Source organism: Endozoicomonas sp. ALB032, from assembly GCF_049310125.1.
Taxonomy (GTDB): Bacteria; Pseudomonadota; Gammaproteobacteria; order Pseudomonadales; family Endozoicomonadaceae; genus Endozoicomonas_A.
Genome location: NZ_JBLYNW010000001.1, coordinates 254030 through 266701 on the forward strand (window position 1 = coordinate 254030; position 12672 = coordinate 266701).

General features: G+C 49.0%; 9 protein-coding genes. 5 read left to right on the plus strand and 4 right to left on the minus strand.

Annotation, left to right across the window (positions count from 1 at the left end):
* Positions 1-63 precede the first annotated feature (63 nt).
* The 3 genes from ACO6VG_RS00940 to ilvM are packed head-to-tail and all read left to right on the plus strand — an operon-like array spanning position 64 to position 2178.
* Positions 64-270 carry a hypothetical protein gene (locus ACO6VG_RS00940; RefSeq protein ID WP_422135177.1) on the plus strand — a complete coding sequence of 69 codons (207 nt, stop codon included), beginning with the start codon at positions 64-66 and terminating at the stop codon, positions 268-270.
* Complete coding sequence (gene ilvG / locus ACO6VG_RS00945; protein ID WP_422472274.1) at positions 257-1903, plus strand: acetolactate synthase 2 catalytic subunit; 1647 nt, start codon at positions 257-259, stop codon at positions 1901-1903. Before ACO6VG_RS00940 ends, ilvG begins: the two co-directional genes overlap by 14 nt.
* Positions 1900-2178, plus strand: a complete 279-nt coding sequence (gene ilvM, locus ACO6VG_RS00950) for an acetolactate synthase 2 small subunit (protein ID WP_422135179.1) — start codon at positions 1900-1902, stop codon at positions 2176-2178. Before ilvG ends, ilvM begins: the two co-directional genes overlap by 4 nt.
* An 8-nt stretch (positions 2179-2186) precedes the next feature.
* On the opposite strand, the gene ACO6VG_RS00955 is transcribed toward ilvM, so the two are convergent.
* Positions 2187-3149 (minus strand): LysR family transcriptional regulator, encoded by a 963-nt coding sequence (locus ACO6VG_RS00955; RefSeq protein WP_422135180.1) that lies wholly within the window; start codon positions 3147-3149, stop codon positions 2187-2189.
* Positions 3150-3427: 278 nt separating this feature from the next.
* On the opposite strand from ACO6VG_RS00955, the gene ACO6VG_RS00960 reads away from it, so the two are divergent.
* On the plus strand, positions 3428-3886 hold the full coding sequence (locus ACO6VG_RS00960) for a hypothetical protein (RefSeq protein WP_317145220.1): 459 nt from the start codon (positions 3428-3430) through the stop codon (positions 3884-3886).
* Between the two features lie 151 nt (positions 3887-4037).
* Here the strand turns inward: ACO6VG_RS00960 and ACO6VG_RS00965 are convergent, their stop codons facing one another.
* Positions 4038-4844 carry a PTS sugar transporter subunit IIA gene (locus tag ACO6VG_RS00965; protein ID WP_422135181.1) on the minus strand — a complete coding sequence of 269 codons (807 nt, stop codon included), beginning with the start codon at positions 4842-4844 and terminating at the stop codon, positions 4038-4040.
* Positions 4845-5008: 164 nt separating this feature from the next.
* Positions 5009-7807: a hypothetical protein gene (locus tag ACO6VG_RS00970; protein WP_422472276.1), complete on the minus strand. Its 2799-nt coding sequence runs from the start codon at positions 7805-7807 to the stop codon at positions 5009-5011.
* 229 nt (positions 7808-8036) lie between these two features.
* Here ACO6VG_RS00970 and ACO6VG_RS00975 point away from each other — a divergent pair.
* Positions 8037-9205, plus strand: a protein-coding gene (locus ACO6VG_RS00975; RefSeq protein WP_422472278.1) for an IS3 family transposase whose coding sequence is annotated in 2 segments (ribosomal slippage) — positions 8037-8319 and positions 8319-9205 — 1170 coding nt in all. Because the reading frame shifts where the segments join, the coding sequence is not laid out codon by codon here.
* A gap of 260 nt (positions 9206-9465) precedes the next feature.
* Here ACO6VG_RS00975 and ACO6VG_RS00980 read toward each other — a convergent pair.
* Complete coding sequence (locus ACO6VG_RS00980) at positions 9466-12519, minus strand: hypothetical protein (protein ID WP_422472280.1); 3054 nt, start codon at positions 12517-12519, stop codon at positions 9466-9468.
* Between the last annotated feature and the right edge of the window lie 153 nt (positions 12520-12672).

Here is a 12672-nt window from a genome sequence, read left to right on the forward strand (position 1 = left end):
TTGGGGCCTAAAAACCCGGCAAGTATAAACAAGATAAAAACTCCAAACAGAGAGGATAGAACCATGCTAAACGTAAACAACAAACTGATTCTTGCTATTCTGAGTCTGGCCACTGCGGCAGTCATCAGCCTTCCTGAACTGCTGCTGATTATCCTCCCTGTTGCCGTATTTTTCTTTGCGCAGCAATGGTTTGAGTTGAACACTGGCAAGCCTGTTCGCATCAAGTCTGAAGTTCATCCCGGGCGAGGTCAACCCCATGAACGGCGCTAATGTACTGGTAAGAAATCTTACCCAACGCGGAGTCCGGCATGTTTTCGGTTATCCCGGTGGCACAATTATGCCAGTGTATGACGCCCTTCTGGATTCCAATATTGAGCACCTTCTTTGCAGACATGAACAGGGAGCCGCTTTCGCTGCTATTGGCTATGCCAGAGCCAGTGGCAAAACCGGAGTCTGTATTGCTACTTCCGGTCCTGGCGCAACCAACCTGATCACCGCTTTATCTGACGCCATGCTGGACTCCATCCCTCTGGTAGCCATTACAGGTCAGGTGCCTGTTGCCATGATGGGAACGGATGCCTTCCAGGAAATCGATATTCTGGGTATGACACTGGGTTGCACCAAGCACAGCTTTCTGGTGACGGACCCGAATGATATCTGCGAAACCCTGAACAAAGCTTTCGATCTGGCTCAATCTGGCCGCCCGGGTCCTGTTCTGGTTGACCTGCCAAAAGATATTCAGCAAGCAGAAGCTCACTATGCACCACCGCTCAACGTGATAGAAGAGAGAGCTGCCGAAAGTTATGACAAGATTGATACAGCCCTCTCATTGCTCCGCAAGAGCAACAAGCCTCTTGCTTATATCGGTGGTGGAGCAGGCATGGCTGATGCGGTAAACGAACTCAGAACATTCCTGACAGAAACCTGTCTTCCCAGTGTTTGTACTTTGAAAGGTATCGGAGCGGTTTGTCCTGAGGATCAGGGCTACCTTGGTATGCTGGGTATGCATGGGACCCGGGCTGCCAATCTGGCAGTGCAGGAATGCGACTTGCTGATAGCCATCGGAGCCCGCTTTGATGACCGGGTCACAGGCAGGCTTGAGAGCTTTGCACCCGATGCGAAAGTCATCCATCTCGATATTGACCCGGCAGAATTTGGTAAGCGTCGCCTGGCTGATGTCAGCCTCGGTGGTTGCTTAAAGAAGAATCTCAAAAGCCTGACCATCGCCTTAGAAAAGGGTGACTGGTTACAGCACTGTATAGCCAGCCGCGCTGCCAGCCAGTGGGTTTATGACAAACCCGGTAAGGATATCTTTGCGCCTCTGCTTCTGAAACAGTTATCTGAAGCCTCCCGCGAGAATTCTGTCATCAGTTGTGATGTGGGTCAGCACCAGATGTGGGTAGCCCAGCACATGAGCTTCTCTCATCCTAACAACCATCTCTCCAGTGCCGGGCTTGGCACCATGGGCTTTGGTCTGCCGGCAGCGATAGGCGCGGCCATTTCAAGACCGGAAGACGATGTGATACTGGTTTCCGGAGATGGCTCTTTCATGATGAATGTGCAGGAGCTGGCTTCGATCAAAAGAAAACAGCTCCCCATCAAAATTGTCTTACTCGACAACCAGCGGCTGGGCATGGTGAAGCAATGGCAGGAACTCTTCTTTGACCAGCGCTACAGTGAAACTGACCTTTCGGACAATCCTGATTTTGTTACGCTGGCCAATGCATTTGGCATTGAAGGCAGAATGATTACCGAACGACATGAAGTGCTCCCGGCCCTGGAAGAAATGCTTCTGGCTCCGGGACCAAGAATGCTTCATGTCTGTATTGATGAGCGAGAAAACGTCTGGCCCCTGGTGCCACCCGGCGCCGCCAACCACGAAATGATGGAGGCAAGAGCATGAGCGATTCCAAAACCCACTACTCTCTGACCATCCAGTGTCATAAAAAACCAGAGGTGATGGAGAGACTCCTGCGGGTAATCAGACACCGGGGATTTGATCTCGAGAGCCTATCCATGAGCAGCTCCGAGTGTGGGAAAATGGTTTCTGCTGCACTTGATGTCTCCGGTGAGCGACCTGTTGAGATGCTCACCCGTCAGATAGAAAAGCTATATGATGTTCTTCAGGTGTGCCAGCCCCCGACAACGGAAGCAATCGCCCGGGAAAGTATCATTTGAGAACAGGGTCAGGAAAGGCGTGCACCTGGCCTTTTCCGACTTTCTTCTGACTCATTGGCAAACATATACAGCTCTTTGCTCCGGATATGTTCCAGCAATGCATCACTGATGAACTCCCTCATCCAACGATGCGCCCTGTTCATCTCCCAATACTCTGGCCAGACAATATCGAAGCTGACTTCCGGGATAATTTTTGGGCAATCACGGATCACATAGCCTGACAGATCGTCCAGGAACATGGACAGTGAAGCCGGAGCCATGAGCACACAGTCTGTTCCCTTGATTAACGCCAGACTGATCGAAAGACCGGGTGACCAGGTTTTCACCTGCACCTTGCTCAGGAAATGGTTGATCTCGCTCTGTTGATGCAGATTGATATTGTCCCGTTGTACCACAAAGGAAAAAGACTTCAGAGCCTCTTCTGAAAAAGACTCATGGGCCAAGGGATGGTTTTCACAGAGAATCAGGCACATCCGATCTTTCATCAGTGAAAAGCTGGATAATCCTTCTTCCCGAACGCCCATATAACCAATGGACAGATCCAACTTTCCGGCTGCAACATCAACAGCGGGATTGATGGCTTGCAATTCAAAGGTCAGCCCGGGTGCCACCGCCCATATTTTTTGCAGTACTTCTGGCAGAATTCGCTCCAGCACCGTGTGCCCCGAAGCAATCCGGAAATGTCGCTGGGTAGTCGCAATATAAAATTGCTGGTTTTCAAAAATACTGCTCGCTTCCGTGACCACTCTGTTCACATCTTCATGCAGTGACGTAGCTTTCTCGGACAAAAAAATCCGATTGCCTTTTCTCACCAGAATCGGATCATTCAATGCTTCCCGCAACTGGGCCAGAGTTCGACTCATGGCAGACTGGGTAACACACATCATCTGCGCTGCTTTGGAAACACTCTGGGTGTCCAGCAGGGCTTTCAGGCCGGGCAGCAGGTTCAGGTTCAGTCTGGAAAGGTTCATAAATACAGCAGAAGGATTGATAGAAAATAAAAGTATGGCCAAACAGCCCTACATTACGAATAAAAAAAACCTTTCAGAAAACCTTTCATGAAAGCTATGGTGGCCAAATGTATCACCTTAAATCAACTGTTAGAAGATCTACTTGATGCCTTTAGGTAACACCCGAAATTCGTAAAAGTACAAATACTTATTTAACCTTTCATTTGATCCGCAATCAGGTACACTGGAATTGTGCACTCGTTTACAGGCATTACTGAAAGCGCAGTTAAGGAGGGTCCATGAACCATAACAAGTACAAAGAACTGCAGGATCTGGTAGACAACTACCTGGACTCGGGGTTATCAGCCAGAGAGTATGTTGAAGCCTGTGTGGATGCAGGCGATATCAGCGCTGCAGAAGCCCTGAAGTTGCTGTCTGTTCTCAGGGAAGCTCAATCTGTTACCTTCAAGTTGGCCGAAGTCGCGGACTATGAGAACCCCGGACTTCAAATGACACTTATGCGCAAGGGAGAGGAGTATGAACATGATAATCCTCTCTTTAATATCACTTTTGATGAAAGCCTCGATCCTGACAGGGAGGAAGTGATCGATCTATTGCAGAGCTTTGCCAAGGATCTGGCAGTGCTGGCAACCCGTGGGGAGCTGAACGAAGCCGAAGCAGTGGACTCTATTGATGAGAGCCCTGAAGAGTGGCTCGATCACCCGAACATAATGCCCGCCAGTGAAACCCGTCATTAACCGGATACTTTATGTTCATCACTGAGGTAGATGAAACTAACAACTTCCTGGAGGCCTGAGCTCCAGATAGAATTTGCAAAAGCGCCCGTTCAAGGGCGCTTTTTACTTTGGGAGCCTTTCGGACTGAACTCAAAAGCGCGCCAGACCCAGATCAAAAAAAACTCTTCTGAAACAACTGATCAAGACGCTTTAACGCATCAAATGCGTGAAGACCAGAAAGTCTGATACCCAGAGTCTCACCACAGACCAGCTCAAGACCCAACAGTTTGACCAGGCTTCTTCCATTGACATAGTCACCATTCTTACTGACATTGCGGACATAAACACGGGCATCATAGTGCGTCAGGGCAGCAATAAAGGCACTGCCGCACCGGGCATGTAAACCATTAATGTTGTGGATAAGATACTCTCTGGTCAGTTCATTGCTTTTCGTGCATGTACGACTGACCCAGCCTCTCTCACAGGTTTCCTTCTGGCTCTGGTTCAAGTAAGCCTTTTGCCATTCACTGAGACTGCCCAGCCCCGGTAATGGTTTGCCCTCAAGTGCATCGACAATAATTTCAGGCTCACGGGTGCGGGCCAGATAATGACAGAGAGGACGATTGTCCAGAACCCTGGTCAGACCACCCAGAATCCTGAGGTGTTCATGGCAGTGGGCAGCTATGCCAAAGGCCAGAAAAACAGGTTGATTCACTCCCCATTCAACACCTTCAGGAAACTGAATGACAACCACGCCCGTCTTCTTAATGGCGCGGCGAAGTTCTGGCATGCCGTGAGGTATAGCGATACCGTTATCCAGAAATGTGGAAGCAAGGCTCTCCCGGGCGTGGATACCCGGAAGGTAGTCGGCTGAAACCAAACCGGTTTCCAGCATTTTTTTGCCAGCTAACTGCAAAGCCTCCTGCTTGCTATCAGCCTCCTGCTGCAAAAAGATCTGTCTTTTTTCGAGTTTTAACATCAGTGAAAGAACCGCGCTAAACCGTCCCAGCCAACATACTATAGCCGAAACACAAGAGGGCATTATAGCCAGTTATCCTTCCGGTCAGAGTTTTTATAGTTAACGCCTCTACAACGGTAGACCGGGTCGGGACAGAATTCACTGTCGAGGTACAAATCCTGACGTCAGGCTGAGTCAACTCTCAGCAACTGCAGGCCCGCCTGCCCTTCAACCTGATGGGTGTTAATTGCTAACTGGCCTCTGGCCATTGCGCGTTTTAACCAGAAATTGGCCAGCCAGGGACCCAGTAGAGGTACTCTGGCACCACGAACCTTAATGAAGGGTTGCCTGAACTGAACAATATCCTCTTTCAGGGGAGCCTGAACAGACAGAGCCAGGTCAGATCCCACCAGCCAGCTAAACAGCAAAGGCAGCTTCCCAAGCACCTTGAGGGCAGGTACTTTCAGAGCAAAACTCACTTGCGGTGTATCCCCCTTGACCGCTAATTTCACCTGACTGACCTCTGGACAATGGCTAAGATCACCCAAATAAATTTCTGTCCCTGGCAGTGCTGCTTTTTCAGGGTTTTCCTGAAGCGTGTTGAATGCTGGCTCCTTACGTTCGGGCTCAGGTTCAGATTCAGGTTCTGACTTTATATTGCTATGACTCACGGAACTTTCGGATAGAGGAGCCGGTATCTCTTCGGGTATTTGAGAAGGCAACCCGGTGCTGATGTCAGCCTTTTCATTGATTACAGGAGTCACTTCAATCTCTTTGGGAAAGGATGACGGTATCTCATGGGTCGACAGTTCTTTCTGTTCGTCCGGAGCAGAAAGCGGTTCCAGTTCACCCAGCAAGCCCAGGCAAAGCAGGTTCATGACCTGATTGGACGACTGAGGATTCATACCCATTTTTTCCTGGAACAGCTGATCCAATTTACTGACCTCATGCGGCTTCCCCATCAGATCAGAGATAGCAAGGGCCACCCACTCCTTATCTGCAACCGGGCGCTCTCTGGCTTCGACACGAACATCTCCGGCAGCCAGACAGGCCACGCTGCCCAGGTCGACAGAAAGGTAACTGCCGATACCAAGAGGATTATGGGTACCAATGGAGTTGTAATGTTCAGAGGTACAAGCCTGATACTGTTTCCATAACCGTTCCAGTTTCCGAAACTCAAGAGGAAAGTCCAGTTGCAGTAATTGGTGAACAATCTCTCCCATTGGCGGATTCACTTTCACAGAGACCTCTTTCAAGCTGACGGGAAACGCTTCACGGGTATCTGACACTTCGTTGACCAGCCCCAGGTTCAGGACGACATCGGGCACTTTGATTTCAAACACACCCTCCTCACCCAGACGGAATCCGGAAAACTTCAGAGAGGCGGATGATAACTCGCCATGGGCTGTGTCTGTGAAGTCGATGCGCTGCTCACCAAAACCCATGGATGCAGAGGTAGAAGGGTCTGATGCCTGCTTTTTGGCAAGTCCTCTTAAGGTATGAAAGAGCTTCAGGGCATTTTGGTAAGAATGGATGGATTGGCCAGCATTGGCTTCGCGATACATCATAGCCGCAGTCCGCTGTTTCTGCTTCGACAACTCTTCTTGCCTCTGCTTAAGCAATTTCCGGGCGCGTTGCAGATCTTTCCGGCAAGAGGCCAACATGACCTGGCAAGCCTTTTTCGCCTTGCTTTCCTTCATCCCCGGAAGATCTTCTTCGAGCATCTTTACCGTCTTTTCTCTTGACTGATACAGACCGACCGTAGCATTGGCTTTTACGGCAAAGCCATCTTCCCGCTCTCTGGACTTTTTAAGACTGTCAGCACCCAGCTCTTTTTTCCAGGTCGTCACCATCGGAGCAAATAATCGGATGAGCGCTTCTCCCATCGCTTGCATGAACAGGTCTGACTTCACCCCTCTCTCTTCCGTTTCCAAGCCATCAAGCGAGCATTGAATAACATCACCCAGATGCCTTTTTGCATCCGATCCTGATGTCTCTGCATAGAGAGCTCCAAAGGCCTCAGAGCATTTTTTGTAGGCGCTGAAAGTCTCTGTCTTTCTACAGGTCAACAAGTGGTTCAATGGCTCGGCAAGGGGTTCGCCAATGCAAACACGACAGCTCCCCTTCATTTTGATGGGGCCAACCGCTTTATCTTCTTCCAGGGAAAAGCAATCGGCAGAGATTTCGGGTACTTCCAGCTCCAGCAGCCCCTTCTCAAAACAGAAACGACTGGTATTAAGGACCAGATTTTTCACCTGAAAGTCATAACGGTCAGGATCGGTCACTTTCACATCACCCAGACGCATTTCAAACACCTTGCCCCGGTGCTTGTCCTTCCTGTTTCTTTTGAAAACATCTTTCATTAGTGCAAGGGCTTGGATACCGGTTGAAATATTCTCTTCCAGTACCTTCATACTCTGCTCAAGTTTTCTTTTACTGACTGGCAGCGACTGCTCATAAGAACGCACCTGTTCAGCGGATCTTGTTAAATAAGCCTTTTTGAGAACCAGCTGTGCCTTTATGCTCAGTTGCTTTTTAACCAGAATAATGTAGTGATCCATCTGCTCAGGCGTCAGGACCTCAATACTTTTGCGTAGCCTTTGCAGTGACTCCTCAGCAAGCTTCAGACTGTGCTCCAAGTCTTCGATATCCCGCTTGAATGACTCCTGATTCTCAAGCTCATCATTGATTAAATTGCGAAACTCTTTCTGAGTGGCACCGGTAACCGATGAAATGGCAGAGCTGAAAAAAGAGATAAAACTGGACGACAGTGAACTGAGCGCACGGGTCAACAGGCCGGGTTTAACCGGGACTGTCTCTATTCCCCTTTCAGCCAGTGATCGGAAAGGTTGATATTCTGAACGAGACAGGATCTGTTTGCGGGTTGTCTCTTCCTTGCGAACCCCCTGAACCTCATTATCCAAGTCCGAAGACGGAGGCAGATGCAGGGGCTTTCTGCCGGTTACTTTATTGCCTAATTTCATTACCTTTTATTAACCATTTCCCTGGTAGACGAGTGTCTGAAACACTGGTTTAATACGCCTGCAACGTTAGTGTAACAATTTAAAAAGCCTGACATGCACAGACTCAGCTCAACGACCGATTGCGGCGGGTCTGCATGTTTTCGCTAACGTGTTAGCGTGGTTGTGAAGTGGTCTAATGACACCGGACACCTCGTTAAGCACAATAGTGCAACCAGTAACGAGGTTCATAATGGCAACGCGAAAACATTATTCTCAGGAATTCAAACTCAAAGCTGTAAAACTGGTTACTGAACAAGCTCAGTCGCCTACAGCAGTCGCCAGAAGTCTAGGAATTTGTGCGACTAACCTCCGTCGTTGGGTTCGACTCAGTGAAGAGAAGAAAGAGCTGGCTTTCCCCGGCAAAGGCCATCAGGCCCTGACGACTGAACAGCAGAGAATCAAAGAGCTTGAAGCTGAAAACAAACAGCTGAAAATGGAACAGGAAATCTTAAAAAAAGCCATGGCCTTCTTTGCGAAAGACCAGCTGTAAGATACGCCTTCATACAGCGGGAGAGGAAGGCCTATCCTGTCGTAACGCTATGCAAAGCACTAAAAGTTAATCGCAGCAGCTTCTACGAATGGAATAAACAACAGGCAAAAAATCAACAGATTGACCCGGAGATGTTTCGCCTGGAGGCAGATGCCCGAGAGATTTTTGCTCAATCAGGTGACCCTTATGGAAGTCGTCGAATGGCGAAAGCCCTGCGTTCAAAAGGTTACAGCATAGGGCGTTATCAGGCCAAAACCCTGATGCAACGGCTTGGCCTGCGGGTTCGGGCGGTCAAAAAATTCAAGGTGACAACCAACAGCAAACACAAACTGCCAGTGTCGGCAAACCTTTTGAATCGTGAGTTTTCAGTTTCAGCACCCGATAGAGTATGCGTAGCTGATATCAGCTACCTCTGGACTCGTGAAGGCTGGGTTTATCTGGCGGCTGTCGTTGATCTGTTTTCGCGGAAAGTCGTCGGTTGGTCGATGAGTAACCGTATGACGACAGAGCTGCCCCTGGAAACTTTGAGAATGGCTTACTGGGGCAGAAAGCCTGGAGATGGTGTGATGCACCATTCAGATCGTGGCAGCCAGTACGCGTCTCTGGAGTATCAGAATCAACTCAGGGAGTATGGGATGGTCTGTAGTATGAGTCGCAAGGGTAATTGCTGGGATAACTCTGTGATGGAGCAGTTCTTTGGCAGCCTGAAAAGGGAAAGAACGGATCATTATATTTATGATACTCGGGCAGAAGTAGAGGCACATGTTATTGATTACATTTTGTTCTACAACAATAACAGATTGCATTCCTATCTGGACTATATGAGTCCAGTAGACTTCGAGAAGCAAAAATTGAAAAAAGCAGCTTAATCAGGTGTCCGTTTTTACTTGACCACTACAAAGCAGTGAGGCTTAATTGCACCTGCCAAAAACGCTCAAGGCTGGCTTGAGCGTTTTTTGTTGGCCTAATGTCTGTTCAGTTATACGACCAACCCATCTCAGTTGTCTGGTGCGACACTCTGAGAAATGCCTTCACTTGATTTTCACTCACCCATTCTACAAACCAGTTAGTCAGGTTTGCCATATATCCCAGCGCTTTCTGCTCTGCCCCGCGATCCGGACTCCCGGCATCAGACAGGCCTAACCCGAGACTTTTGAACAAGATTCAAACGCTTCTGCTGCTCAACACGGTCCAGCTCCAGCTGATACTGCTGCTTCCTGAGCCTGCGATTAACCAGAAAAGTCGCGAACCAGACAGCCGGGTTTAAGGAAGTTCGCTTCTTCAATTGAACAAAAGGTGACTGCAGTTGCAATTCTGAACTTTTTCGGTCAATCGGCAGAGTTACCTTTACAGCCACCTCTTTTTTGCCGAGGAAAAAGCCCATCCACCAGGACAGCTTTTTCATCAGACTCCGAGGAGCAATACGCATTTCAAAATCAGCGACTCTTTTTCCTTTTTCTGTCCGGAACCTTGGATTAATCACTCCGATGCACTCGTCCAGGTCTTTGAACTTTAAACCTTCTGGTGGTTTTTCTACGGCTGGTTTAACTGAGGCCCGGGACAGGGGCCGATTGGTCGCTGCGTTTGCCACTTCGGACGGCTTGACTTCTTCGGGTAACGATGAAGAGGATGGAGTAACTGCCTGGGTTTTTCGAGAATTCACCAGGATTGACTCAAGCCTTTCCGGCTCAGCGACGGAAGCATCCACCGTTACATTCCGGGGAGACTCAGGATTTACCGCCGCTGTGCCTGTTGAAGTGGGTAAGACAGGTTCAGACTCTGAGATCTCAGCATTCGGGGTTGTATTCTCTGCTGGCTCAGTCTCTGGAACAGGGGTCGCCACTTCCGAACTCTGAGTGCCCTCTTGCTCCGGCAGTGGGGAAGTCCGTGGTATTGGTAGCTCTTGTCCAGAGAATGGCAAGACCAGATGTTCCAGTTTTTCAGGTGCAAAAACAGCACTGTCAGCAAAAACACCTTCCTCACAAAGCTTCCAGACCTTCTGCTGAGACTCTTTGGTTAAACCTGCCGATGCCAGTGCTGACGCCATAGCCCCGGCATCAACATTCGCCGAGAGAAGTTCTCCGGTTTTCTCGACAAACGTCTGCCTGTGCTGCTGATACGGGCTGGCTTCCTCTCCTGAGAAAGCCACCTCTCCCTCGCGGGTCAGGCAGGCAACCTTCCCCAGATCAATCTCTAAATAATCGGAGGTTTGAGTCCCACCCGAGTGCTTCTTTTTCTCCACCTCCCTGTAAATGGGCAGAACGACTTTTTTCAGCGTTTTCGAGTCCACTGGAAACTTCAGCTGCAACAGTTCCTTCACCAGAGGTCCAAAGGGTGGCTGAATTTTGATCGATGCACCTCTAACGATGACCGGTACCGACTTTTTCTCTCCCGTCACTTCATTCTGAAGAGTGATATGGCTGGCCATTTCCGGAATAGTCAGCTCCGCAGCACCGGATGGACTGAAAGAAAAATCAGACGCGTTGACCTTAAGCTGGCTCAATTCAACAGAACTGGTATCCGATACGGGAATCTTCATTCCCGGAATAGCAATATGCTTTTGTCTGCCTGTCTGGCTGCCATTAGCCACAGCTGCCAGCCCGTAGACCAGATCGATCATCCCCCGGTTCATATCAAATGACGAGTCAATATTCTTTGATCGTTGTTGCTGTACGCTTCTTAACTGTTTGCTGTGGGTTAACTCACGGATTTTGACTTCTCTCAGTTCCGCTACCGCTTTCAGAGCTTTGGTCGCTTGAATACTCAATTGTTGACAGTAGTCTTTTGCTTCACCTCCAGGCAGGCTTTTTATATCTTCCAGCAGTTGATGAAGATCGTCTTTGCGCTCTTTTTCTTCTTTGCCCAAACTTTCGCAAACCACTTCCAACCCTTTATGCTTCCATTGCTTCTCAACGTGCAGTGCAACAAGAGGAAGCTCGGGGCTTCCCGACATGAACGGGATCATCAAATCAAGCAGCGAGTGAGCAAACGAAGCGTCTTGCAGCGCCAGGGTTTGTCCATCTTTTTTTTCTAACTGAAGGCTTTTAATCGACACTTCAGCCATATCAGCCACATTGGCAGGCTTCAGCTCGTTGCTCATGGCATTAATATGTATGGGAGCTTTCGCGATGTTCTCGGTCAACACCTTGCGCAAGTGTTCACTGATCGGTGGCTTCAGTTTGATACTGATTCCTCCGGACAAAGTCATTGGCTCAACCTCGCCACTGGCCCCCATTGACGATAAGTCTGCCCTGATATCGGCAATATCCAATATCAGCTCTTGCGTGGGAGACATATAACACTGCTCAATAAAGACACCGATGTTTTGTACCTTCAGCTCAGCACCGGAGGACAGTGTGGTCGACAGGTTCCCCAGGTTGAGGTGATAAACCTTGCCAGCAGGCAGTCCTTTTTTGGACTTCCCAAAGACCTCTTGAAGCCCATGTATCAGTTTAAGTCCGGGACCCATTTGCTTTTCGATCAACTTCAGGAAGTCCTGTGTCTCTTTCCTGATCGCCGTATCCCAAACTTTCAGGAGAGGCTTCGTCTCCTCTATCTCATTTAAGTTTCGCTCTAGCCTGCTCAGCTGAGCTCTTAATTCAAAAAGCCTTTTTTGGAGTTTTGAAAATTTATCCTGCTTTTTAGTTTCCAGACGGGGAAGCTTTTTTCTCAATCCCTTCAGCTCAGTCTGAATGGATTTCATCTCATACTGTAATTTCTTCAGTTTCTTTTTGTTCTCGTTGGCAAACTGTTCATTTCTCTTTAAATTATCATCGGCCCTGTTGCCAGTCTTACCGACTCCGGCTCGGATAGACTTCATCGCTAACTTGGAAAATCCTGTCAGGAGGGTGGCCCAGAAGCCTCCCTCCACATTCTCAATGACAACATCCCGTTTGTGGATAGGCACATATTGGAGGTGCAGACCTGCTTCCCCCTGCAATAGCGAGTCGGTGGTTTCGTCAACAGAGACATCCCGAGGCCCCATTTTAGCCTTGGTTGGTTGAGTATAAGGTAGCGATTGACTTTGAACTGTTTGTTGCCTGCCCCCGGGGCCATTAACAGGTAGATTGGAGCCACCAGTTGCCATATCATCATCCATGCTCAGAGAGTTTTTTTTTATATCGCCACTTTGCCACTGAGCTTGAAACAGCCCATCTCGCCACGACTTTGATGAATTAGCCATGACCCACCAACAGAGTCTCTGGAGCACAAACAGTTAAGAGCAGGTAATTGCGGCAGGTTCCGGGAGTTTGTCAGTGGCGTCAAAGTACCAGGGTACATCACTGCCCACTCGGCGGGTTGCGTTAATTAAGGTGAGTTGTCAAGAACTGTTGCC

Coding starts and splice junctions, on each gene's coding strand:
- ACO6VG_RS00940 (WP_422135177.1), top strand. CDS start 64: ATGCTAAACGTAAACAACAAACTGATTCTTGCTATTCTGAGTCTGGCC.
- ilvG (WP_422472274.1), top strand. CDS start 257: ATGAACGGCGCTAATGTACTGGTAAGAAATCTTACCCAACGCGGAGTC.
- ilvM (WP_422135179.1), top strand. CDS start 1,900: ATGAGCGATTCCAAAACCCACTACTCTCTGACCATCCAGTGTCATAAA.
- ACO6VG_RS00955 (WP_422135180.1), bottom strand. CDS start 3,149: ATGAACCTTTCCAGACTGAACCTGAACCTGCTGCCCGGCCTGAAAGCC.
- ACO6VG_RS00960 (WP_317145220.1), top strand. CDS start 3,428: ATGAACCATAACAAGTACAAAGAACTGCAGGATCTGGTAGACAACTAC.
- ACO6VG_RS00965 (WP_422135181.1), bottom strand. CDS start 4,844: ATGTTAAAACTCGAAAAAAGACAGATCTTTTTGCAGCAGGAGGCTGAT.
- ACO6VG_RS00970 (WP_422472276.1), bottom strand. CDS start 7,807: ATGAAATTAGGCAATAAAGTAACCGGCAGAAAGCCCCTGCATCTGCCT.
- ACO6VG_RS00980 (WP_422472280.1), bottom strand. CDS start 12,519: ATGGCTAATTCATCAAAGTCGTGGCGAGATGGGCTGTTTCAAGCTCAG.